Origin of the sequence: Haloferax sp. DFSO52 (assembly GCF_048158745.1) — an archaeon.
Classification (GTDB): Archaea; Halobacteriota; Halobacteria; order Halobacteriales; family Haloferacaceae; genus Haloferax.
Genome location: NZ_JBLOPB010000001.1, coordinates 1,719,608 through 1,742,655 on the forward strand (window position 1 = coordinate 1,719,608; position 23,048 = coordinate 1,742,655).

At 61.5% G+C, this 23,048-nt stretch carries 23 protein-coding genes; 7 read left to right on the plus strand and 16 right to left on the minus strand.

The genetic code is table 11. The annotated features are described in order from the left end of the window. Positions 1-95: 95 nt before the first annotated feature. The 4 genes from dnaK to ACK3SC_RS08990 form a co-directional block, all read right to left on the minus strand. Positions 96-1,946 carry a molecular chaperone DnaK gene (dnaK, locus tag ACK3SC_RS08975; RefSeq protein ID WP_416839774.1) on the minus strand — a complete coding sequence of 617 codons (1,851 nt, stop codon included), beginning with the start codon at positions 1,944-1,946 and terminating at the stop codon, positions 96-98. Positions 1,947-2,159: 213 nt separating this feature from the next. After that, the gene (locus ACK3SC_RS08980) at positions 2,160-2,930 is read right to left on the minus strand and encodes an alpha/beta hydrolase (RefSeq protein ID WP_416839775.1); all 771 of its coding nucleotides are present in this window, start codon (positions 2,928-2,930) and stop codon (positions 2,160-2,162) included. Positions 2,931-3,014: 84 nt separating this feature from the next. Then, on the minus strand, positions 3,015-3,734 hold the full coding sequence (locus tag ACK3SC_RS08985; RefSeq protein WP_416839776.1) for a nucleotide exchange factor GrpE: 720 nt from the start codon (positions 3,732-3,734) through the stop codon (positions 3,015-3,017). 125 nt (positions 3,735-3,859) lie between these two features. Further along, positions 3,860-4,606 (minus strand): proteasome assembly chaperone family protein, encoded by a 747-nt coding sequence (locus tag ACK3SC_RS08990; protein WP_416839777.1) that lies wholly within the window; start codon positions 4,604-4,606, stop codon positions 3,860-3,862. Between the two features lie 204 nt (positions 4,607-4,810). Here ACK3SC_RS08990 and ACK3SC_RS08995 point away from each other — a divergent pair, with 204 nt between their 5' ends. Both ACK3SC_RS08995 and ACK3SC_RS09000 read left to right on the plus strand, forming a co-directional pair. Further along, the gene (locus tag ACK3SC_RS08995; RefSeq protein ID WP_416839778.1) at positions 4,811-5,752 is read left to right on the plus strand and encodes an RsmB/NOP family class I SAM-dependent RNA methyltransferase; all 942 of its coding nucleotides are present in this window, start codon (positions 4,811-4,813) and stop codon (positions 5,750-5,752) included. Continuing rightward, entirely contained in the window at positions 5,749-6,285 is a 537-nt protein-coding gene (locus ACK3SC_RS09000; RefSeq protein ID WP_416839779.1) for a hypothetical protein, read from the plus strand. The genes ACK3SC_RS08995 and ACK3SC_RS09000 overlap by 4 nt, the downstream gene beginning before the upstream one ends. Positions 6,286-6,287: 2 nt before the next feature. Here ACK3SC_RS09000 and ACK3SC_RS09005 read toward each other — a convergent pair whose 3' ends face one another. Then, a complete protein-coding gene (locus tag ACK3SC_RS09005) occupies positions 6,288-7,799 on the minus strand; it encodes a DUF790 family protein (RefSeq protein ID WP_416839780.1) in 1,512 nt (503 codons plus the stop codon). 119 nt (positions 7,800-7,918) lie between these two features. Between ACK3SC_RS09005 and ACK3SC_RS09010 the strand changes: the two genes are divergently transcribed. After that, a complete protein-coding gene (locus ACK3SC_RS09010; RefSeq protein WP_416839781.1) occupies positions 7,919-8,311 on the plus strand; it encodes a transcriptional initiation protein Tat in 393 nt (130 codons plus the stop codon). Positions 8,312-8,318: 7 nt separating this feature from the next. On the opposite strand, the gene ACK3SC_RS09015 is transcribed toward ACK3SC_RS09010, so the two are convergent. Further along, positions 8,319-9,671, minus strand: coding sequence for a DEAD/DEAH box helicase family protein (locus tag ACK3SC_RS09015; RefSeq protein ID WP_416839782.1), 1,353 nt, complete (start codon positions 9,669-9,671; stop codon positions 8,319-8,321). 120 nt (positions 9,672-9,791) lie between these two features. On the opposite strand from ACK3SC_RS09015, the gene ACK3SC_RS09020 reads away from it, so the two are divergent. Then, positions 9,792-9,941: a hypothetical protein gene (locus tag ACK3SC_RS09020; protein ID WP_416839783.1), complete on the plus strand. Its 150-nt coding sequence runs from the start codon at positions 9,792-9,794 to the stop codon at positions 9,939-9,941. 18 nt (positions 9,942-9,959) lie between these two features. Here the strand turns inward: ACK3SC_RS09020 and ACK3SC_RS09025 are convergent, their stop codons facing one another. The 3 genes from ACK3SC_RS09025 to ACK3SC_RS09035 are packed head-to-tail and all read right to left on the minus strand — an operon-like array spanning position 9,960 to position 12,639. Then, on the minus strand, positions 9,960-10,736 hold the full coding sequence (locus ACK3SC_RS09025; protein ID WP_416839784.1) for an ABC transporter ATP-binding protein: 777 nt from the start codon (positions 10,734-10,736) through the stop codon (positions 9,960-9,962). After that, the gene (locus ACK3SC_RS09030) at positions 10,733-11,596 is read right to left on the minus strand and encodes an ABC transporter permease (RefSeq protein ID WP_416839785.1); all 864 of its coding nucleotides are present in this window, start codon (positions 11,594-11,596) and stop codon (positions 10,733-10,735) included. Before ACK3SC_RS09030 ends, ACK3SC_RS09025 begins: the two co-directional genes overlap by 4 nt. Then, positions 11,593-12,639: an ABC transporter substrate-binding protein gene (locus ACK3SC_RS09035; protein ID WP_416839786.1), complete on the minus strand. Its 1,047-nt coding sequence runs from the start codon at positions 12,637-12,639 to the stop codon at positions 11,593-11,595. Before ACK3SC_RS09035 ends, ACK3SC_RS09030 begins: the two co-directional genes overlap by 4 nt. A gap of 258 nt (positions 12,640-12,897) precedes the next feature. Here ACK3SC_RS09035 and ACK3SC_RS09040 point away from each other — a divergent pair, with 258 nt between their 5' ends. After that, the gene (locus ACK3SC_RS09040; RefSeq protein ID WP_416839787.1) at positions 12,898-14,019 is read left to right on the plus strand and encodes a pyridoxal phosphate-dependent aminotransferase; all 1,122 of its coding nucleotides are present in this window, start codon (positions 12,898-12,900) and stop codon (positions 14,017-14,019) included. 128 nt (positions 14,020-14,147) lie between these two features. Beyond that, the gene (locus tag ACK3SC_RS09045) at positions 14,148-15,713 is read left to right on the plus strand and encodes a Na+/H+ antiporter NhaC family protein (protein ID WP_416839788.1); all 1,566 of its coding nucleotides are present in this window, start codon (positions 14,148-14,150) and stop codon (positions 15,711-15,713) included. Between the two features lie 95 nt (positions 15,714-15,808). Here the strand turns inward: ACK3SC_RS09045 and ACK3SC_RS09050 are convergent, their stop codons facing one another. From ACK3SC_RS09050 to ACK3SC_RS09070, 5 genes are all read right to left on the minus strand, one after another. Then, positions 15,809-16,222 (minus strand): DUF5367 family protein, encoded by a 414-nt coding sequence (locus ACK3SC_RS09050; protein ID WP_416839789.1) that lies wholly within the window; start codon positions 16,220-16,222, stop codon positions 15,809-15,811. Between the two features lie 66 nt (positions 16,223-16,288). Next, positions 16,289-17,290 (minus strand): CapA family protein, encoded by a 1,002-nt coding sequence (locus ACK3SC_RS09055; protein ID WP_416839790.1) that lies wholly within the window; start codon positions 17,288-17,290, stop codon positions 16,289-16,291. A gap of 281 nt (positions 17,291-17,571) precedes the next feature. Continuing rightward, positions 17,572-18,747: a redox-regulated ATPase YchF gene (locus ACK3SC_RS09060; protein ID WP_416839791.1), complete on the minus strand. Its 1,176-nt coding sequence runs from the start codon at positions 18,745-18,747 to the stop codon at positions 17,572-17,574. A gap of 72 nt (positions 18,748-18,819) precedes the next feature. Beyond that, positions 18,820-19,692: a DUF4349 domain-containing protein gene (locus tag ACK3SC_RS09065; RefSeq protein WP_416839792.1), complete on the minus strand. Its 873-nt coding sequence runs from the start codon at positions 19,690-19,692 to the stop codon at positions 18,820-18,822. A 76-nt stretch (positions 19,693-19,768) separates the two neighbouring features. After that, positions 19,769-20,620 (minus strand): polymer-forming cytoskeletal protein, encoded by an 852-nt coding sequence (locus tag ACK3SC_RS09070; RefSeq protein ID WP_416839793.1) that lies wholly within the window; start codon positions 20,618-20,620, stop codon positions 19,769-19,771. A 122-nt stretch (positions 20,621-20,742) separates the two neighbouring features. Here ACK3SC_RS09070 and ACK3SC_RS09075 point away from each other — a divergent pair, with 122 nt between their 5' ends. Further along, the gene (locus ACK3SC_RS09075; protein ID WP_416839794.1) at positions 20,743-20,946 is read left to right on the plus strand and encodes a DUF5800 family protein; all 204 of its coding nucleotides are present in this window, start codon (positions 20,743-20,745) and stop codon (positions 20,944-20,946) included. 48 nt (positions 20,947-20,994) lie between these two features. Here ACK3SC_RS09075 and ACK3SC_RS09080 read toward each other — a convergent pair whose 3' ends face one another. Then, a complete protein-coding gene (locus ACK3SC_RS09080) occupies positions 20,995-21,771 on the minus strand; it encodes a hypothetical protein (protein ID WP_416839795.1) in 777 nt (258 codons plus the stop codon). Positions 21,772-21,852: 81 nt separating this feature from the next. Further along, a complete protein-coding gene (locus tag ACK3SC_RS09085; protein WP_416839796.1) occupies positions 21,853-22,998 on the minus strand; it encodes a DUF3179 domain-containing (seleno)protein in 1,146 nt (381 codons plus the stop codon). Positions 22,999-23,048 lie beyond the last annotated feature (50 nt).

Genomic DNA, 23,048 nt, shown 5'->3' on the forward strand with positions numbered 1-23,048 from the left:
CCGAGCGGGTTCTCGAACAGCGATTCGGGAGTGTCGTGAACATAATTGCCCGACACCGTCGGGAAGTCCCGACGAGTGACGGTTAGTGACTGCGTTTACTCGTCGTCGTCGTCGAAGTCGGCGTCGGCGTCGACGAAGTCTTCGGGGTCGACGTCCTCGGCACCTGCGGCACCGCCGGGGCCACCAGCCTGCGCCTGTGCCTGCTGCTGGTACATGCGCTTGCCGATTTCCTGTAGTTCCTTCGAGAGGTGTTCGGTAACGTCTTCGAGTTCCTCGGTGGACGCCTCGGGGTCTTCGAGCGTCGCCTCGACGTCCTCGATTGCCGCCTCGATGTCGGCGCGGAGTTCGTCGTCGACGTTCTCTTCGTTCTCTTCGAGCAGCGTCTCGGCACGCTGGACTGCGCCTTCGGCCTCGTTGCGAGCCTCGACGGCGCGACGGCGTTCTTTGTCCTCTTCGGCGTGCTGTTCTGCTTCGCGCTGCATGCGGTCGATTTCGTCGTCGGAGAGACCAGCACCGCCTTCGATGGTGATGGACTCGGCGTTCCCGGAGCCTTTGTCCTCTGCAGAGACGTTGACGATACCGTTTTCGTCGATGTTGAAGCTGACTTCGATCTGCGGCGTTCCGGCCGGTGCCGGTGGGATTCCCGAGAGCGTGAACTCGCCGAGGAGTTCGTTGTCGGCCGCCATCTCGCGCTCACCCTGGAAGACGCGGACCTGCACCGTCGTCTGGTTGTCGGCAGCGGTGGTGAAGATTTTCGACTCTTCGGTCGGGATGGTCGTGTTCTTCTCGATGAGGCGTTCGAACAGGCCGCCCTTGACTTCGATACCGAGCGACAGCGGCGTCACGTCGAGGAGGACGATGTCGTCGACTTCGCCGCCGAGGACGCCACCCTGAATCGCCGCACCGAGTGCGACTGCTTCGTCCGGGTTGACGGACTTCTTGGGCTCTTCGCCGAGGATTTCGTCGACTTTTTCGACGACCTGCGGCATGCGAGTCGACCCACCGACGAGGATGACCTCGTCGATGTCGTCTTTGCCGTAGCCGGCGTCTTCGAGCGCCTGTTTCGTCGGTTCGACCGTGCGGTCGATGAGGTCCTTCGTGAGCGACTCGAACTTCGCTCGGGTGAGGTCGTATTCGAGGTGGACCGGGCCGGAGTCCGTCGCCGTGATGAACGGGAGGTTGATGGTCGTCTCCTTTCGCGAGGAGAGTTCGATCTTGGCCTCTTCGGCCGCATCTTTCAGGCGCTGGAGCGCCTGTCGGTCTTCGCGAAGGTCGATGTTGTGGTCGTTCTTGAACTCGGTCGCGAGCCAGTCGATGATGGCTTCGTCCCAGTCGTCCCCACCGAGGTCGTTGTCCCCGTTCGTCGCGACGACTTCGTAGACGCCGCCACCGAGGTCGAGGACGGAAACGTCGAACGTCCCGCCACCGAGGTCGTAGACGAGAACCGTCTGGTTCGACTCGTCGTCGAGGCCGTACGCCATCGACGCGGCGGTCGGCTCGTTGACGATGCGTTCGACGTCGAGGCCGGCAATCTCGCCGGCGTCTTTCGTCGCCTGCCGCTGTTTGTCGTTGAAGTATGCAGGGACCGTGATGACGGCTTTCTGGAGGTCGTCGCCGAGGTAATCTTCGGCGTCGCGTTTGATCTTCTGGAGAATCATCGCCGAAATCTGCTCTGGCGTGTACTCCTCACCCTCGATATCCACGGTGTAGCCATCTTCACCCATGTGGCGCTTGATAGAACGAATGGTGCGCTCAGGGTTCTGGATAGCCTGGTTCTTCGCCGGCTTCCCCACGAGGCGCTCACCATCGTCGGTGAACGCGACGACGGAGGGAGTCGTTCGGTCGCCTTCTGCGTTCACGATAATCTCCGGGTCGCCGCCCTCCATCACCGCGAACGCGCTGTTCGTGGTACCGAGGTCGATACCCAGAATCTTATTGCTCGCCATCTTGCACGCAAATACCGTCCTTTGGTGGTTAAAGGTTACTAGATACTGTGACACACACTCCCTCAACAAGTCGCCGTCGTCTTGCGATTACCATTTTTCCCACCGAAACAGGCCGGATGATTTATGTAGAACCGCTCACTGTGTGTTTCTCACCCATTTTCCACCCCGTCGTCGTCACTCGATGACGGTCGATAGAAGCGGCATTCGACCAGACTACGACTGGTCAGTCATCGTCATCGGTGTGACATCCGTCGGGAGAAACGAATCCGGGCCGTCCTCGAGGGCGGTCCGGACTTTCGTAAACGTTCGTTCGCGTCCTTCACTGGCGAAGAATTCGTGCCCACCGTCGTACGGGACGAGATTGTCCGCAGGCGTCCGTTCACCAATCGTGCGAACGTCGACGACGCGGTCGGTGGGTGTGAAGAAGACCACGTCCGTCTTCCGGAACGGTGGGAGCGTCTCCTGCGCACCCCGAATCGCACGAAGGAACGCCGGGGAGACGGTGTCTGGCGCGTCTCGCATCTCTTCGGCCAGTTTTAGTTCACCGAGGTCAGTTCGTTCGATTCCAGATGGAACGAACGGCCGCGTCGTCGGCACGCGCGTGACGAGTTGGTAGACGAACCGGTCGAAGCCATCGAGCGCCATCCCCCACCACGGACTCAAGAAGACGTTTCGGATGGCTAAATCGAGGTGCGACGCGACGAGACCACCCGTGCTGTGGCTGAGGACGAGGTCGAGGCCTCTGTCGACGGCGTAGGCTCTCACCGGCGCGACGTACTGCTGTTCGAACTCCCACCCGTTGGTCGGGAGTTCGACGGCGTGGACGCGATAGCCATCGTACGTGAGTCGGTCGATGAGCCATTCGACGCTTCGGTGCGTTGGTTTGTTACCCCATCCGAGGACGAATAGCAGGCCGTCGTCGAGCGGGTCGCCGTGTTGGGTGACCCTGACTGTTGGACGGCGTCGACCGGGGCGAAGTCGCATGTACGACCTGACGACGGGTGAGAAGAAAAGTCCTCCCCGGAAATTGGATGGGTTCGAGGCCACCCCATCGGAAAAACAGGGCCGTTACTCGTCTTTACTGACGGTGACCTGTGCGGCGCGGATGACCTTGTCGGCCATCTCGTAGCCGGGTTGGAACACGGTTGCAATCGTGTTGGCTGGTTGGTCGCTATCGACGCGCATCATCACTTCGTGGCGCGTCGGGTCGACGTCGGTCCCCGGTTCGGGGTCGATGATTTCGACGTTCTCGTCCTGGAGGATGCGGTCGAACTCCTTGAGCGTCGATTCGAGACCGTCGCGAATGTCAGCGTCCTCGTCCTGGTCGAGGGCGCGAACGAGGTTGTCGCGGACCGTGACGACGCGCTCGACGAAGTCTTCGGTCGCTCGGTCTTTGATCTGGTCTTGACGCTTCTTCGCTCGTTTCTTGTAGTTCTGGAAGTCGGCCTGCGTCCGCTTGAGGCGTGTTTCGAGTTCTGACGCGGTCTCTGCGGCTTCGTCGCGTTCGGCTTCGAGGTCTGCGACGCGTGCTTCGAGTGCCGCAACGTCCGCCGCGAGTTCGTCGTCGTACTCGGCCACACGGTCGGACACCGTGACCGATTCCTCGTCAGTCGAGGCCGACTCCTCGTCAGCGAGTTCTTCCGATGCGTCGGTCGTCGGCTCGTCCGATTCGGACTCGACATCGACTACCTCTGCGTTTTCAAACCCCGACGTCTCGACCTTAGTGGCCGTTTCGGAGTCGTCTTCTGCAGTTGGTTCCGTGACCGACTCGGCAGGGTCGTCGCTCATGGGCGGGAAAAGTGTCCGATATGGCTTAAGAGTGTAGACTGCGGCTCGGCCGAAAGGTTCTCACTGGTGGGGGGTCTCTCGGTCTGGCAAAGTCGTCGGTTCACGGCCGGACCGCCCGCCGTGTGTTACTGATACATTCCGAGGGGTCGCGCCTGTGAACTTTCTTCTTCAGCCTCTTGCATCTGCTTCGCGAAGTTCTCTTTCGCTTGCCGGATTTCTTCGGCACTGTCGACCAGTTCGTCGACGGGAACGTCGATACCCGTCAGCGGTTCGATGCCGTGTTTGATGATGATTCGAGCGGCCTCGGGGTCAGGGAACTGTGGGTCCGACTCGACGACGAGTCCGAACGCTGGCGTTCCAACCTCGATGGAGTGACTGAGCATCGCCCCAGTCGGTCCCGAAATGAGGCCCGTCTCGGTTGGTTGGTCGATGCCTGCGTCAACTAACTGGGAGATGACACCGTCGCTCGCGACACCGTAGAGCGCTGGCACCTTGTTAGATTTCTGCCGAGCGATTCCAGAGAGATATATCGGCGTTACGTCGAGTTCGGCAAACCACGAGTCCAGACACGTCGCGAGTTCAGTCGCCGATTTGGGATGAATCGGGATATCACTCTGGAGGACGAGCAAGTCGTGTTCGGCGTCAGCATAGAGTCGAATGGGTGGGTGGAGCGCCGCCTCGCCTTCCATGTACACCGCGACGCGTGGAACCCCGCCACAGTACACGTCACCGTAGTGTGTCATCTCGAACTCGTCGACGAGGTGGTCGGCCGCAATCTTTCCGACGAGTCCGACGCCAGGTAACCCCTCGATGAGCGTGGGCGAGTCCAGTTGCTCGGTGAGTTCGTCCGCGAGGATGCGTATTTGTGCCATATGTCAACGTGTGCGCCCGCGCGGGGTAAAACCGACGGGGGTGTGCGTCACGAAAATCGACCGAATGAAGGTGGACGTGGTAGCGACAATCGGTCAGTGTTCAGTTGGATGGCTAACACAGCCCTAACACACGCTTAACATAGCCAACACGACTCGCCCGCTCACTCCGAAACCGACAAACGCGCCCACGCAGAATCGAGTGGTATGAACCCGCTCGAGCGGTACGCGCCACTCGTGGACGACGAGGAGGCATTTTTCGAGGCCTGCGAGCGGCCACTCCCGTCTGTCGTCCGCGTCAACACCATCAAGACGACGGTGGAGCGTGCCTGCGACGCGCTCGACGAAGAGGGCGTCGCCTACGAACCGACCGACTGGCACCCCGGAATCCTGAAACTCGAAGAGAGCACACCCGGAACGAACTGGCCGTATTTCCACGGATGGCTTCACGGCCAGGAAGAAGTCTCTGCACTCCCTGCAATCGCACTCGACCCACAACCGGGCGAACGGGTCTGGGACACCTGTGCTGCACCGGGGTCGAAGACGAGTCAGATTGCGGCGATGATGAACGACAAGGGCGTCCTCGTCGGCAACGACAACAACCTCGGCCGTCTCTCTGCGCTTCGCCACAACGCCGAGCGACTCGGTGTGACGAACCTCGTCGTGACGAACCAGGACGCGCGAAACTTCTCGATGAAACCGTTCGGCGAACAAACGCCTGACGAACCCGGTGCCTTCGAGCAGTTCGACCGTGTCCTCGTCGATGCTCCGTGTTCCTGTGAAGGAACCTGCCGGAAGAACCCCGACGTCCTCGACGAGTGGACGATGAACCACGTCCAGAGCATCGCCGGTATTCAGAAAGGCATCCTCCGGCGTGCCGTGCAGGTGACGAAACCCGGCGGAACCGTCGTCTACTCCACGTGTACGTTCGCGCCCGAAGAGAACGAAGCAGTCCTCGATTTCGTCCTCGAACGAGAAGACTGCGAAGTCGTCGAGTGGGACGTGCCCAGCGGATTCGAAACGTCGCCCGGCGTCACCGAGTGGGAAGACGAAACGTACGACCCCTCGGTCACCAAGGCTCGCCGCGTCTACCCGCACCAGAACGACACTGGCGGCTTCTTCACCGCGAAACTGGAGGTGACGGCATGAGAGACGACACCGCCGAAGACGAAAACTGGGGCCAGCAGTTCGACCGGCTGCCGGAGACGGCGGACGAGAGAGTCGTCGACGGCCGCCCGTCTCGCGAAGAAGTCGTCGACTGGTGGACAGCGCGCTTCGGGCTCGACCCCGAGACGTTCGACACCTACACGTTCTGGGAGAAAGGCGCAGGGAAGATTTGGGCGTTCCCAGCAGAGATGGTCGACCCGATTCAGGTCGAAGGACTCGGAATGCGTATTCTCCGCACCCGACAGCGTCACTGGAAGCCCTCGACAAACGCTGTCCAGCGGTTCTGCCGTGACGCCACGACAAACGTCATCGAACTCAGTCCGGGCGAAGCGAAGGCGTTCGTCGATGGCCACGACCAGCAACTCGACTGGTGGGACGGCGACTGGGGCTATCTCGTCGCCGCACACGAGATTGCCGGTGAGCGCGAACCGCTCGGTGTCGGGCTGTATCTCCACGGGGAACTTCGCTCGACGGTCCCCAAGGGCCGGCAAGAAGACCTCGTCAAACTCGACTGAATCTACGTCTCGTCTTTCTTCCGAATCGTTCCCCCGGTCAATCCATCCCATTCAACTCGATAGCCGAGGCGGGAGAGGATGGCACTCGCGTCGCTGAAACCCCGCGTTTCGAGGATAGATTCCACGTCCGAGAGCGACATCCCAGTCTCGATGCTGTCGGCGAGCGAATCGAGAACTCGTTGCCGGACGAGCATCCGGCCGACGAGGTGGTGTTCCGGATAGGAGACGCCGTCGAGGGCGTCGATAGAAACGCCGTAGGCTGATGCGAGGTCCGCAACTGAAACCACGTCCTCGTCTGGGACGAGTTCATCCGGCAGGGACGACGTGGCGTCTGCGACGAGGTTCGATTCGTACTCCCGAAGCACGTCCACAACGTCTTTCACGCGCACGGACCCCGTGTACGGAATCGCTCGGTGGTCACGTGCCTCGATGTCCTCGCTGACGCCGAGTGACTCGTCCACGGCGACGAGTATCTCTACGTCCTCTACGTCGTCGAGTTGGCCCAGCTTCTTTGCGACGTATTCGGGCGTCCAGAAGCCCATAATCTCGAAGAACACCCGAAACTCACCGTACTTGTAGTCGAAGGCGAAGTCGGGAATCATGACGCTGGTTCCCGTCTCCAGTGGTTCGGGTTCTCGGACCAACTCCCAGTCGAAGTCGAGCCCACGGAATCGGGCGGCGAAGTCGGCTTCCACGTCGCTGTCGAATCCGGGTTCGGCCATCGGTTCGACACCCGGAACCGACACGTCGTCGCTCGTCAGATGCATCTCACGCGTTCGTCCCCTGTCGTCGATCGTCGCTGTCAGTCGCCAGTCGTCAGCAGTGGCGACCGAGCGCAAGAGACGCGCGAATGCGGTTCCGTATCGTCGTGTCCCCTGAAACAGTGCGTCTGGTCCGGTGACGACGACTTCGCGCCCCTCGTCGGTCTTTCGAATCTCGTACATCAGTCGCAATCGCTTGACTGCCGAGACGAGCGCCTTCGGGTCTGAACTCCGAACACGGACTTCCGTGGCGTCGAACAGGCAGGTCTGGGCCAGCGAGAGGTTATACTGCGTCAGTAACTCGTCAGGCGTCCATCGAGGGTCGAACTCGGTCACGACCTGTTCGACGTCTCGGTCGGCCGTCAGCGACCTATCGACTGCATCTGGTGTCACGCCGAGCGACGACGCCGCACGTTCGAGTGCTTCCTCACGCTCGGCAGGCGTCGCAACCCCACCAACTGCCATCGCCGCCTCGAACGCCGCCCGACGGGCACGAACCGGCGGCACCGCCGCCTGCGTTTCGAACACTGCTTCGCGGTCGATGAGCGACGAGAACCCTCTGACGAGCTTGAAGTCGTCGGCCTCGGATTCGAGCGCCGCGAGCGCATCGTCGAGCGCCTCGCGAGACGAACCGACGTGTCGCTGGAAGACGCCGAGCGTCTTCGCCGCGAGCGGGCGGTCTTGGCGGCCGGCAAACTTCGGGTGGTACCCGCCGCCTGCCCGCGACACCCGACGGAGATTCTTCGTCAGCACTATCGGCACGAGGAGTGGACGGCACAAAAGCACCTCGGGGGAGGAGACGTAATCTACCGGCCCCCAGTTCGGCCACGGCGGACGGTAAGGTTCATGGCCCCCGCGTCGGACCGCAACGTATGGAGCGACGACGCCTCCTTGGACTGGTCGCCGTCGGCCTCTCGTCGGGCTGTCTCGGCGGACTTCCCAACGCGACTGGGCCGCGGAATCCACCCGAGGCACCCGCGGGGGAACCACGGGAGACACCGGAGGTGCCGCCGGTTCGAATCGCGACGTTCGACTTCGAGTCGACCGACGACGGCCATCTTCGCGTCTTCGGAGAGGTCGTCAACGACGCCGGGTCCGAGCGTCTCGTGACGGTCAGAGTCCGAGTGAAAGTCGGCGAAACCGAGTCGATACGAGACACCGGTGTGAGGGTTGCATCCGGCGAGACAGCGTCGTTCAGCGTCGAATTCGACACCGAGTACGACGCGTTCGCCAGCGGCGGTGAAATCGACGTGACGATACTCTGAACCAGCGCTACCGTCGCCGCTCGGCCACACGTTCTTCTGCCGTCTCGACGCTCACGAGTTCGTAGAGCAGTGCCGTCGAGTCGTCGGCTTTTGGTCGAAGGATGCGGCCGAGTCGCTGTGTGAACTCTCGTTCTGACCCGGACCCAGAGAGGAGGATACCGACGTTCGCGTCAGGAACGTCGACGCCTTCGTCGAGGACGTTCGCCGCAACGACAGTGTCGTAGGTGCCGTCGCGGAATCGTTCGAGAATCTCTCTGCGTTCTTTCGTCCCCGTCTCGTTGGTGATTGGCGGGACGAGGAACCGACGTGCGATGCGGTAGACGAGGTCTGTCGATGCGGTGAAGATAATGACTCGGTCGTCGCGGTGGCGAGCGAGGAGACGGGCGAGTTTGTCTACTTTCGCGTCGGAGTTCATCATCACGTCGCGGGCGCGTTGCTTGGCGAGCAGGGCCTCTCGCGCCCGTGGGTCGTTCCCCGAGCGCATCACGAGTTTCTGGTAATCGCTGCCCGACTGCATCGACAGCCCCGAACGTTTCAGGTAGTTCACGAACGTCGATTGCGCCTCGTCGTACGTCTCGCGTTCGTCGGACGTGAGTTCGACTTCGATGCGTCGGACTTCGTAGTCGGCGAGATGCTCGCCCGCTAAATCGTCTACGTCGAGGTGGTACACACGCGGGCCGACGAGTTCGGCAACCTGCTCGTGCGCGCCATCCGGTCGTTCGAACGTCGCCGTCAACCCGAGTCGAGCCGGTGCCGTGAGGAATCGCGGGATGTCCTGATAGCCCTGTCCCCCGAGGTGGTGGACTTCGTCGAAGACGACGAGTCCGAAGTCGCCACCCACGTCGTCGGCGCGGAGATACGCCGAGTCGTACGTCGAAACCGTGATTGGCTCCTGTCGCTGTTCGCCGCCGCCGAATCGACCGACTGGCACGTCGAATTCGGTTTCGAGTTCGCGTATCCACTGGTCCTGTAAGTCGATGGTCGGGACGACGACGAGCGTCGGCACCGAGTGAGCGACCATCGCACCCACAGCAAGCACAGTCTTTCCTGCACCAGTCGGAAGTTCGACGACGCCGCGACTGTCGGCGTCGAGCCACGCATCGAGTGCCGCTTGCTGGTAGTCGCGGAGGTCGTAGGTGGTCGAAAGCGAGAGTTCTTCCGTGACCGCGACGCGGTCGTCGAAGTCGAGTCCGGCCGCTCCGAGGGCGTCTCGGATTTCTGCGTACTGCATCGCAGGCGCTCTGTAGCCGCCGCTTCTTGGGTCGGATTCGACGCTCGAGAGCGTGGCGAGGGCGTCCTCGGCGCGTGGGTCGTCGGTCCGGACGTGGACAGTTCCGTCCTCGAAGCGGAGGGTGGTCACTACTGCCGCGTTGGCGAGGCGAGGTGATAAATCGACGGTCCGCGTCGCCGACGGCGTCCGTTCCCGCCTGCCGTTCCGAGTGCCGAAGGTTCAAATCAGATGACGGGGCAACGGACGTGTATGAGCGACGAACTGGACGACGCCGTGGCGCAGTTCCTCAGCGACTACAACAGTGCGATGTCTGAGTACGAGAAAGGGTACGTCGACGCCGACGCGACGCTGTCGGTCATCGATTCACACGTCGAAGAGCTGAGAGAGGCGCGGGAGTAAGTCCCCGAGTAGGGAACGTTACTCCCCAATCAGTTCTCGAATCTGCTCGACGTACTCTGCGAACACCGGGTCGGTTCGCTCGCGCGGACGGTCGATATCGACGCTCACGATTTCGCGGACGCGACCGGGGTTCGCGGCCATGACGACCACGCGGTCTGCGAGCGTGACCGCCTCTTCCACGTCGTGGGTGACGAAGAGGACAGTCTTGTCCGTCTCCGCCCAGATGTCGAGGAGTTCGCCGTGGAGCATGTCGCGGGTCTGGGCGTCGACTGCTCCGAAGGGTTCGTCCATGAGGAGGAGTTCGGGGTCCACGGCGAGCGCACGGGCGATGCCGACCCGCTGTTTCATCCCGCCGGAGAGTTCCTTCGGGTAGGCGTCGGCGAACCCGTCGAGGCCGACGAGTCTGAGCATCTCGTCCACGCGGGCCGAGCGAGTGGGTTCTTCGACGCCCTGTTCTTCGAGGCCGAAGGCGACGTTCTCAGACACGGTTCGCCACGGGAACAGGCCGTACTCCTGGAACACCATCCCGCGGTCGGTTCCCGGTCCAGTGACGGGTTCGCCGTCGAGGAAGACGCCGCCTTCACTCGCGTCTTCGAGGCCGGCGATGACGCGGAACAGCGTCGTCTTTCCACATCCCGACGGGCCGACGATACAGACGAACTCGCCTTCGTCGACGGTGAAGTTCACGTCGGAGAGTGCTCTGACCGTTCGCCGGTCGGACTCGTACACTTTGTCGAGCGATTCGACGGCGACCGTCGTCTCGGTGTTCGCTTCAGGGTGCAGCTGGTCGCTCATGCTCTCCACTCCAGAACCTGTCGTTCGACCCGTCGGAAGAGGCCGTCACTCACGAGGAAGACGATACTGATGACGAGCATGTAGGCGACGGACACGTCCATCGCGAGGTTCCGCGCCGTGTTGAGAATCTCGTAGCCGACGCCGACCCCAACGATGAGTTCGGCAGCGACGACGATCATCCAACACTGCCCGATACTCGTTCGAATCCCCGTCAGTATCGAGGGACTGGCAGCGGGGACGACCACCTTCCGAATCATGGTCAGGTCGTCGTCGACGCCGAGCGTCGCCGCGACTTCTTTGATATCGGTCGAGACGCCTTCGACGCCGCCGTAGGCGCTGTAGAAGTTTATCCAGAACGACCCGATGGCGACGATGAACGTCGCACCCCTGTGATTGACGCCAAGCCAGATGACCGCGAAGCCAATCCACGCCAGCGGTGGAATCGGTCGAAGAATGCGCGTGATGGGCGTAAAGACGCTATCGACGCGGTCGTTCCACCCCAGGGCGATTCCGGCGATGATTCCGAGTGTCGTCCCGATGAGGAGGCCCGGAACGTAGTGGTAGAGACTCTGGACGAGTTTGGCGAGGAGGCGCGTGGCCGGGAGTTCGATACCGGTGAAAGGTATCCCCAGCGTCGCTGGGGCGGTGAGTTCCGTGAGGAACGCCGCGAATACCTCCACCGGTGACGGAAGGAGGTACATCGGTTGGAACAGTGCGGCGACGTACCAGAGGGTGAGGAAGCCAGCGAACCCTGCGATGGCGAGACCGGTCTGCTCCGAGGAGAACGCAGCGAGTCGGTCCAGCAGGCGCTCGTCGGTTTCTGCGAGGCCGACGTTCGCGTTGACTTCGTCGTTGCTCATAGGTCGTCGTAGATGCCGTAGTCGAACAGTTCGTCGACGGTCAACTGTGCCTCGGTCTTGCCGAGCGTCTGCGCGTAGTCGGCGAAAATCTTCGCGCCACCTTCGATATCGTGGGGGTTCGTGATGAAGTCTGACGCGCGCGAGTCGAGCGCTTTCCGGGCCGTCTCGACGGGCAGTGCGCTCTCACCGATGACCGTGCTCGCGTGCTGGGCCGCTTTCTGCGGGTTGTCGGCGACGAACTGCGTCGCTTCCTGGTGGAGGCGGACGAACTCGGACGCAACCGCACGGTTCTCTTCACGGAGTCGGTCGTGCATGAGCGTCACTGCGGCAGGTTGGCCGGGCATGAAGTCGCCGGCCCACGCGATAGACTGGAACGGAGCGTCGTTCGCACCGACCACCGTCGGGACGGGTTCCATGATGCTCGTCCCATCGATTTTGTTCGACAACAGCGCCTGCTGGACCGCTGCGGCACCGCCGAGACCCTTGATGTTCACGTCTTCTTCTGGGTCGAGGCCGAGCGTGTTCTGCACCCAGTAGCGAAGCAAGATATCCGGAACCGACCCCGGTGGGAAGGTGCCGAAGGTGAACTTGCGGCCCTTTTCTTCTTCGAACTTCGAGAACGCGTCTTTCCCGTGTTCGTCGAACATCGCGGCGAACTCGTCGTTCGCGAGAATATTCATCGCGTTCTGGATGTTCGCCGCCGTAATCTTCGCGGGAATCCCCTTGTCGACGACGATCATCGCCGGGACGATACCGAACATCATCACGTCGAAGTCGCCTTTTGCGGACGCCTGCACGATGCTCGGGCCGTCGGAGAACTTCTTGCCCGACACTGGAACAGAGAGTTCGTCGAACATGCCCTCTTCTTGCATCACGAAGTACTGCATGTCGGGATAGATGGGCATGTAGGCGACGTTGAGTTCGTCGAGGCTCCCCCCACCCGACCCACCGAGACAGCCTGCAAACCCAGCGGTCGCTGCGAGTCCGGCGGTCTGCAGGAATCTTCTACGTGTCGTCGAAGTTGGTCGTGGTGCCTCAGTCATTACACCACTGTACTACCTACACCCTTATTCGGCCGACGCACGCGGTAATGATGGACGCGGCGTGAGTTGCCGAGAGCGCGGCCGAAGATGCCACAATACCGACTTCGACAGCGCGTAGCGAGAGAATTCGACGATTGGACCGCTCATAGGTACCGGATGATGTTGCGGGATACTGGTCCGAAATCTGTCGTCTTCGTGAAACCACGCGACAAATCGTGCGTGGGAAGAACTATCCCGAATGCCGACGGCGGATAGGATATGACACACTTCTCCGACCGGGTGGAGAACATCTCCATCAGCGGTATCCGCAAGGTGTTCGAAGCGGCAGGCGAAGATGCCATCAACCTCGGACTGGGGCAACCAGACTTCCCAGCACCTGACCACGCCCGACAGGCGGCTATCGACGCCATCGAATCGGGCGCAGCAGATGGCTACACCGAGAACAAGGGCCTCCTGAGTCTCCGCGAGGCAATCGCAGCGAAACACCAGCGCGACCAGGGCATCGACCTCTCTCCGGACGACATCATCGCGACCGCCGGCGGGAGTGAAGCACTCCACATCGCCCTCGAAGCCCACGTGAACCAGGGTGACGAAGTCATCATCCCCGACCCCGGATTCGTCTCCTACGATGCACTGACGAAACTCGCAGGCGGCGACTCCGTCCCCATCCCGCTCCGTGACGACCTGACGCTCGACCCTGCTGCCGTCGAAGAAGCCATCACGGACGACACGGCAGCGTTCGTCGTGAACAGCCCCGGAAACCCGACTGGGGCCGTCTCCCCGCCGGAAGACATCGAGGAGTTCGCCCGCATCGCCGACGAACACGACGTGCTCTGTATCTCTGACGAGGTGTACGAGTACACAGTCTTCGACGGCGAACACAGGTCGCCAATCGAGTTCGCCGAGACGGACAACGTCGTCGTCGTCAACTCGGCGTCGAAACTCTTCTCGATGACCGGGTGGCGACTCGGATGGGTCTATGGGTCGTCCCGGCGAGTCGAGCGGATGGTCCGCGTCCACCAGTACGTCCAGGCCTGCGCCTCTGCACCGGCCCAGTTCGCTGCCGAAGCAGCACTGAGTGGCCCACAAGACCGTATCGGCGAGATGACCGAGACGTTCCGTGAACGTCGTGACATCGTCGTCGACGGCCTCGAAGCTATCGGCCTCCACGTTCCCACACCGAAAGGTGCGTTCTACGCGATGCCCGAAGTGCCCGAAGGATTCGTCGAAGAATGTATCGAACGCGGCGTCATCATCGTTCCCGGAGGTGCGTTCGGTGAGAACGGCGCTGGCTACGCTCGACTCTCGTACGCGACGGACACCGAATCACTCCGTGAAGCAATCGAAATCATGGGCGAAGCGTACGACGCAGTCATCTAAGACGATACCACCCGTCGTCTACCGATTCGAATCTCGGATGACGACAACCCACCACATTTCATCCGTCTTATTTGTATGGAGCTGAGTGAAAACCGTTAAACTCCTGACTCCGTGACCAAACGTTTGTCATGCCCGCAGAGACGTACGGAGTGATCAGTCTGCTCCCAGCGCTCTTCGCCATCGTGTTGACGCTGGTGAGTCGGCAGGTTCTCTTGTCACTTTTCACTGGAATTTGGATAGGTGCGACCATCTTGGTTGGGTGGAACCCGGTCGGTGGGGTTGCACACTCACTCCAGTTGGTCATCGACAACGTCACGGCGTCGTTCAACAGCAAACTCCTCTTGTTTACGTTCCTCTCGGGAGCGATGCTGGGGATGATTTTCCTCTCGGGTGGGATGAACGCGCTGGCACAGCGCATCATCGCCCGCATCAAGACCCGTAAACAAGCGGAACTCGGGACGAGCGTCCTCGGGATGCTCATCTTCGTCGACTCCTACGCGAGCACGATGATTACGGGGTCGGTGATGCGGCCGATTACCGACAAGTTCGACATCAGTCGGGAGAAACTCGCGTACATCCTCGACTCAACCACGTCGCCCGTGGTGAGTGTCGCCGTCGTTTCCACGTGGGTCGGATTCGAAGTCGGCCTCATCAAAGAGCAGTTCACGGCGCTCGGCATCGACCAGAGCGCGTTCGTCGTGTTCCTCCAGAGCATTCCGTTCCGCTTCTACAGTTTGCTGGCAGTAGTGCTCGTGTTCATCCTCGTCGGGATGGGGTGGAACTTCGGGCCGATGAAGCGTGCGGAGCGTCGCGCCAAAGAGGAAGGGAAAGTTCTCGGAGACGACGCCGACCCGCTCATCGAGACGCGCGAAGAGGATATCGTCACGCCGGACCACGTCGATTCGCGCTGGTGGTACTTCGCCGCGCCAATCGTCGCGCTCGTCTTCGTGACTGGATTCGGTCTGCTCTACTCCGGCGGGTGGCCCACGAAAGCACCCGTCGAAGCCCTCAAAGGTGCCGCGACGGCAGACTCCATCCTCTGGGGCGTCTTCTCGGCGTGTGCGCTGCTGCTCGCCATCCTCGTTGGGCACGCCCGCGTCGCACTCGAAGACATCAGTGACTCCATCTTCGAGGGGTTCAAGATGGTCATCTTCCCCGTCGCCGTCCTCTCGCTGGCGTGGACTATCGGGTCGGTCAGTGAAGCACTCGGCGTCGGTCCCTTCGTCGTCAGTGTCGCAGAAGGCATCATCACGCCGGAACTCCTCCCGGCCATCGTCTTCCTCGCCGCAGCAATCATCTCCTTTTCCATCGGGACTTCGTGGGGGACGATGGGAATCATGTTCCCCGTCGCCGTTCCGCTCGCATACAGTCTCGGTGCACCGCTTCCGGGTGCTATCGGGGCTATCCTCACGGGGTCGCTCTTTGGCGACCACTGTTCGCCCATCAGCGACACGACGGTCCTGTCGTCGATGTTCGCCGGGTCCGACCACGTCGACCACGTGAACACGCAGATTCCGTACGCCGTTCTGGCCGGAACCATCGCGACGGGTCTGTTCCTCGCCAGTGGTTACGGCGTCGGTGCGATTCCGCTCCTCGCGGCAGGCGTCGTCGTCCTCTTCGTCGCCGCACACTACCTCTCAGAACACGCAGACACGACGGTTCCGACGGCGTTCGGAACGTCGTCTGACGACTAATCGCCCGACCCACAACGGGTCGGCGGCCTTCTATTCAACACCGGGTACTGACGGGACCAACCAGTCGGAAGTGTCGTCGTCGCCGGTTTCGCCCGTCACCGAGAGAGGAATCCCGCGACTAACACCGTCGCGTAGGACAACAACAAGAGTCCACCGAAGAGTCCAGCGGCACCGAGATTCATATTCGGATAGACGACAGAGAACAGCGCCGTCGAGACTGCGTCGACGAGCATCCCGGGGACGACGAGCAGAACAGCGCCTTCACGTCGTTCCACGACATCGAGGCCACGCCAGCGAAACACGCCGACTGCGAGGCCCCACATCACGGGAATCGCCAAAACGAAGATGGCCGCAACGACGAGCGGATTCGACGGGTCCAACACCAGATGACCGACGATGCGGAAGACCAGACCTGCAATGAGCGCGATTGCGAGGCCGATTCCGAGAAGAACACGTGTCTCGGAGGTAGAGAGCCGAGACCTCACGGAGACCTGTGAAGTAGTTGCCATACACAGTAGTACGCTGACGAGAGGCATCAGCGTTCTCGCTTAAAATCCAGATTCGCTCGGCGCACGTTACTGCGGGAGATTGACCACCAGCGCCCCGGCTTCGACGTCGAACACTGTGTCGAACGTGGAGGACCGTTCTCGCATCTTCTCACGACACCACGCTGCGACCCCCGAAAACGCCTCGTGAACGGCAGACTCTGCGATTTCGGTCGGCAGCAAACGGAGTCGTTGGATGTCTCCGGATTCGGTCAGGTCGACTTCGAAGAGGAAACTCCGGTCGTTTCGTAACACCGAATCCACTACGTAATCGTCGACGAAGTCGCCGGTGTCGTAGAGAATGAGTGAACCGTCGTACACCTCGACGCCCTGGAAGACGTGTGCGCTGTGGCCGTGGACGATATCGACGCCCTGCTGGACCATCCAGTGTGCGAACTGCTGGAACGGCGGTGGAGGGTTCTCGCGCATGTTCGGACCCCAGTGTATCGAGGCGACGAGTAGGTCTGGATTCTCCTCGAGTGCGCGTTCGAGCGTCTCACTGACGCGGTCGAGACACGCTTCGTCGGTGGGGTCGATATCGACGTACGCGGTTCCCGATTCGTCCGAATCCGCGGCGAACTCCGGCGTGTTGTCGGTGAACGCGACGAGTGCAACGTCGAGTCCGGCGACGTGAACGCGACTTGGTCGCCACGCATCTGCCTCGGTCCGACCGGCACCGGCGTACGGAATTTCCGCTGATTCGAGCGCAGAGAACGTCTCTTCGAGTGCGTCTTCGCCGAAGTCGAGGACGTGATTGTTGGCGAGCGTCGCCCACGTCACGTCCACGTCTTGCAGTGCCGGAACTGCCCACGCCGGGTCGGCACGGAAGTGGAACGGGTGGTGAGTGACACTCCACGGGCGTCCTCGCGTCGAGAGACAGCATTCGAGGTTGATGAAGAGGCCATCGAGGTCCGAGAGCGTCTCTCGCATCGACCCCCACACCGCGTGGGGCGGACGATGTTCCTGCCGTTGATTCACCAGCCGGCCGAGCATCACGTCGCCAGTGAAGCCGAACGTGACCGTCTCAGGCATTCCCCATCCACCTCTCTTGGAACGTGAGCGCCACCATAGCTGAGAGAACGCGCGCGAGTAGTGTCAATCCTTGTCACAGATTCTGAAACGATTGCACCGGGAGGTGCAACTGGCGTCAGTGTGTTGGACACCGCCCAACGTGGCGAAATTGGGTTACTGAAATGTGGCGCTCGTAAAGTCGATTCTGTATAGCAAAATAAAGTATATGTGTAGTAGAACAGACGCACCATTGCGTGATAACACACCACACGAAACTCAGAAATTAGACAATCATCTGCCAGTTATTTGGCCGTCGAGACGATTTTGATGACGTCGCCTTCATTGAGTTCGTGGTCATCTGCGATGCGGCGTTTCGACTTCGCATCGACGGCGTGGAGGTAGCCATCGCCGATGTCAGAGTGGACGGCGTAGGCGAGGTCACGGGGTGTCGAGCCTCGTGGGAGCAAGAACGCATCTGGGAGGACGTTCCCGGTTCCGTCGGTCCACTTCGACTCGTTCTGGACGGGGTAGACAGTGATGTGGTCGAGGACATCGTAGACGGCGGTATCGATGGCAGTCTGAATTCCTGTTCCCTCGTGTTCTGCCATCAGGTCGCGAATGCGTTCGAGGCCCTTCTGTTGGGCACCACTCACGTCACCGACGAGTTCGAAGTCGTCGTCGCCGGGGTGGTAGTCGATGAGTCCCGCCTCTCGGGCCCGACGGAGGGCGAGTTCGCCATCTGCGGTGGCCGCAATCACGGGTTTTCCCGTCTCAGCGAGGCGTTCGATATTCTCCCCGGGTGCGATATCGACCTTGTTGGCGACGAGGATGATGGGTTTCGTCCGCTGGCGAATCGCCCGTGCGAGGACGATTCGGTCCTCGTCGGTCCACTCGCGTGGGTTCGGCGGGTATTCGAGGTCTCTGAGGACGGCAGCGATATCGTACTCGCTCGCACCGACGCCGGTGAGGAGGTCGGCGAGGGCGTCGTCGAGGTCGAAATCGGGTGACCGGGATTTTCTGACGACGGTTTCCCAGTTTCGTTCGACGATACCTGCCAACCACTGTTCGAGTTCTTCTTCGATGAAGTCGACCTCTTCGACCGGGTCGAACGTCCCGATTTCGACGGGTTCGCCCTCCGCGTTGGTGCCACCGGACGCGTCGACGACGTTGACGATGACGTCCGCGTTCGTGAGTTCGTCGAGGAACTGGTTGCCGAGGCCACGGCCCTCGTGGGCACCGGGGACGAGACCAGCAACGTCGACGAGTTCGACAGAAACGTACCGAATGCCGTCTTCACAGTGTCCACAGCGTTCCTCGCGGTCGAGACAGGGACAGCGAGTCCGCGCGTGGGTGACCCCACGATTCGCGTCGATGGTCGTAAAGGGATAGTTCGCGACATCGACATCCGCGAGCGTCGAGGCAGTGTAGAACGTCGACTTGCCGGCGTTCGGTTTGCCGGCGAGCGCAAGTGAGAGCATGCGTGGACGAACGTCGTGGAGGCGGAAAAACGCTCGCCGTGAAACGTGCCGAAACGCGGAGACAGAGAGTCGCTACGACATCCGCTTGAGCGCCGCACGGCCTGCGACGAACACCCCGCCACCGAGCAGCGCGATCAACCCGCCGAAGACGATGATGTACGGTGCAACGTACGCGAACCCGACGACCATCGCTCGAAGCGTGACGAAGACGCCGTTGACCGACTCGGAGAACGCCTCGAGGACGGGCGTATCGTACCACTGTGCCGGTCCGGGTGGGCGCTCAGACAGCGAGATACGCACTGTCGAGAGCGCAGCACGGTTTTCGAGTGATTCCTGTCTGGCTTCGAGCCGCTCGATTTCGGTCTGCACCTCGGTGAGCCGGCGTTCGACGGCGAGCACGTCCTGAGTCGTATTCGCGTCTTCGTAGAGCTCGCGGAGGCGGTCACGCTGAGCACGGAGATTGCTCAATCGAGCCTCGATATCGACCAACTGGTCGGTCACGTCTTCGGAACTCGTATCGACGTGTTCGACTTCTCCGAGCGTCTTCGCGTCGGACATGAACGCCGAGAAGTTCTCGGAGGGGACGCGAACGACGAGGTCGCCAGCGCGGTAGGTCCCGCCGCTTTGTCGAACGACACGCTCGTTCGAGTCACTCACGTACCCACCGTAGGACTCGGCCATCGCTTCGGCCTCGTCGCGCGAGGTGTTGAACTGCTCGACAGTGAGGACGAGACGGCCGTTTTTGATGACGGCGCGCTGTTGAACTTGCGGTAATTCGTCGCCACCGCTGCCAGCCTGCTCGACTTCTTCACCGGCCGTCACGTCAGCAGACATGCTGACACTCTCGCCGCCGTCAGCACCACCGCCGCCCATGTCTGCCCCGCCAGTACATCCAGCGAGAACAACGAGAAGGGCGACCAGGAGAAGTTTCAGTCGATTGTCCATACACGTCAGTCTCTAGCAGACGGTGTAAACATTTGGTAGACTCAAACAGTGACTGTTCTTATCGCACGCACCGAATTCACTCGGCGTCTCGTGCGAGGTTATCGCGGTGGATACGCATCTCGCCGCGGGCACGCATCGTCCCGTCGACGAGCGCACCCTGTTCGAGCAGGAGGTCCTTACAGGAGACGTCACCGAGGACGCGAGCGCCTTCTTCGATGACGACTTCGCCGTTTCGAGTCGTCACGTCGCCGTGGATTCGAGTTCCGGACCCGACGACGATATCGTTGCGGGCGCGGAGACTCCCGAAGACGTTGTTGTCTTCGCCGAGGTCGATAGACCGGGCGCGGATGTTCCCGTGAATGCGACACGACGACCCGATTTCTGCCGGCGTCGAGACGCGCCACGCGTCGTCAGACACCGTGGAGTTTCGCGGGATGATGAGTGGGTCGGTCGGTGACTCTCCCTGGAGCGTCTCCGCCAGTTCTCCTGCCGCTTCGTCTTCGCCCAGCCGCAGCAGTTGCGAGAGGACGATAAAGTAGAAGACGAGCGTCGGAACCGGATTTCGGATGACGATCCAGCCGTTGGCCTCGAATCCTTCTTCGATATCGACGTCGTCACCGATGTCGAGGTCGCCAGAGACCATGAGACGGCCGGCGATGTGAACGCGTTCGCCCAGATAGGCGTCTTCACCGACGAGGACGTTTCCAGCGACGTCGTTCAACAGGTCCAGTCGGCAGTCGCCTTCCGCCTCGATATCGCCGCCGAACGTGACGCGTTCGCCGGCCAAGACGTTCCGGCCGCGAACGCCGAACTCGATGGTGCTTTGCCCACCGACGACGACGTCGCCGTCGGTGACGAGGTCGTGTTCCTCGACGGTCGTCTCGTCCGGTATTTCGAGCGCTTCGAGCGGGTCCGTACCCAGTGACACACCCGGACCCAACACGCCGGCCATATTAAACGGCCCGCAAGACACACGTCTGACGTACTGCGGTCTCCGGGTTTCGCCGCTGACAACGTGCGTTTAAATACGTGCGGGGAAGATGGACGGATATGACGATTCTCTCTTTCGACGACCATGGTGTCGACGTGGTTTACGAGGGTACAGAGTTCCGTCTCGAAAAGGAACTCATCGAAGAGGCTATCGGCAAGTCCTACCCCGACGTGACCGACCACGAGGTGCTGAAAATCGTCGAAAAGCACCCCGCGCTCACTGGCGAACCGCGTCGCGTCCGCGACATCCTCAACTCTTCGTAACGCTGTTCGCCGCAGTTTTCTTCGTCGAACCGCATCTGTTCACGACTCTCACTGCTCGTCGAGCGTCGTCGCTCCTCCACCGGCGACGTACCCAAGGACGAACAGCACACTTCCGGGGACGAGAGTGCCGAGTGGCCCGAGCGACGTTCCACCGAGCAGCGGGGCAAATGCGGCGACGACCATCACGACGACGAACCCACCGAACGCGAGTCGCCAGTCGCGCTTTCGGGCCGCGACGCCGACGACCACAAGACCAGTCGCTGCAGGGACCACCGGTACGTCGGCACCGCCGGAGAACGTCACCACCGAGTCGGCGACGGTGACGAGAACGTCGATTGCGAGTGCGACACCCGGAATCGACAACGACGCGGCGACTGAAAGCGGCCTGACTGCGCCGGTTCTGAGCGAAGCCACACCGAATCCAAGGATGCCCATAGAGACGAACAGGGCAGTGAGTTGCGGCAGCGGACCGAGCAGAGTCATATTTTCGTCCGCTACCTGCAGCACTTCGTACACCTCGCCATCGACACGAACGTATCGAGAGAGCGATTCGAGTGCGTCGGTTACGTCGTCTCTATCGTTCCGATAGATGGTCACGTAACCGTCTTCGACGCCAGTTCGGACGGCTTCGGCCGCTTCCGGTGGAAGCTCTTCGAGCGTGGTGAGTTCAGATTCGTCGGCCGTTCCGCTCTCGACTGGTTCGAATGCGACGCTGACAGCGTGTTGGCCGAGGTGCGAGTCGTAGGCCCACCCGTAGGAAGCGGCGGTTCCGAGTGTGCCGACGACGAGGAGGACGAGCACGAAAAGACGTGTTCGGGGAGACATTGTGGAACTGAGGTGCCGAGCGAGAGTATAAGTCTCTTGTCACACGTTTCCACACCTCTCAGTTGGGTCACGTGCGCGTGTCTACTCCCCGTAAATCTCCGTCTCTGGGTTGAAGTCTGCCCACGCGAACCAGAACATCGGTGAGCGGTCGTTTGCCCGAATGAGCACCGTCCCTTCGTGCGGCCCGTCGAGTGCACGTCCAGTGACGATATCCCAGCGCGACCCGGCAGCGACGAGTACGCCGTCGCCACGTTCGAATTCGACCACCGACCCATCGACACGGCGCTCGTAGGCGACGAGCGTTCCGTCCGTCGTCGCCGCGACGACGACCGGGAGCGTCCCGACGTCGTCGTTGACGACACCCGCGTTCGACACCGTGTCGTATGGATACGCGCGTGCGACCCCATCGGCAGTGATGCCGATGACCGATGTTTTGGGGTGCATCCGTTCGTCGACTTCGTCGTTGAATCCGATACCAATCGACCGAGACTGCTGGTAACTCGTGTAGGGATTCACCGCGTACTGTCGGGTCTGTCGTCCACGAATCGTTCCTGAAACCGGGGGTGGGACGAGCGCTTCGGTGTCTGGATGCGACGCCTTCCACTCACCCCACGTCGAGATGGTGGCCGGGAGGAGCGACAGGGTGTCGCCGGTCAGTTCGCCTCGAATCGCAGTGGCGAGAACCTGACTCCATAGGGAGTTGGTCCGGTCGTCGTACATCACGAGGTCGGACATCCAGAGGAGTCCAGAGACGCCGAAGTAAGTCGGTTCGCCCCGGACGAGTCGGTCTGCGACGACGGCACTGCCACAGAGCGGGCAGTAGGTGACCACCACGGGCCGACCGTCGAAGGTGTCGTTGACGATTTCGTGCCAGTTCAGGATTGCTAATGGATATGCTCGTGCGATGCCGTCGAGTTCGACGCCAACGACCTCGAAGGAGTCATCGAGTTCGACGTTCACCTCGTCGAATCCAGACCAATCGTCCGAGAAGACTGGGGCAGTGATAGCCGGAATGGCGTCTTTCGGTGCACCTCGCCTGAGTTCCTCCTCTGGAATCGGCAGGTCGAACGCGCCGCCACCGGTCGTCTCAGACTCGTCTGCGGATTCGGAAGCAGTGCCATCTAAACCAGACGAGTTGGCGTCGCCTGCAACTGGCGGGTCGCTCCCGAGACACCCCGCAACTGCAGACGTGACTCCGAGTCCGGCGAGGAAACGACGACGGTTCATACGGGTTGTTCGTTCGACCGGGGTATGAACAGCGTGCGGTATGGTGTCGG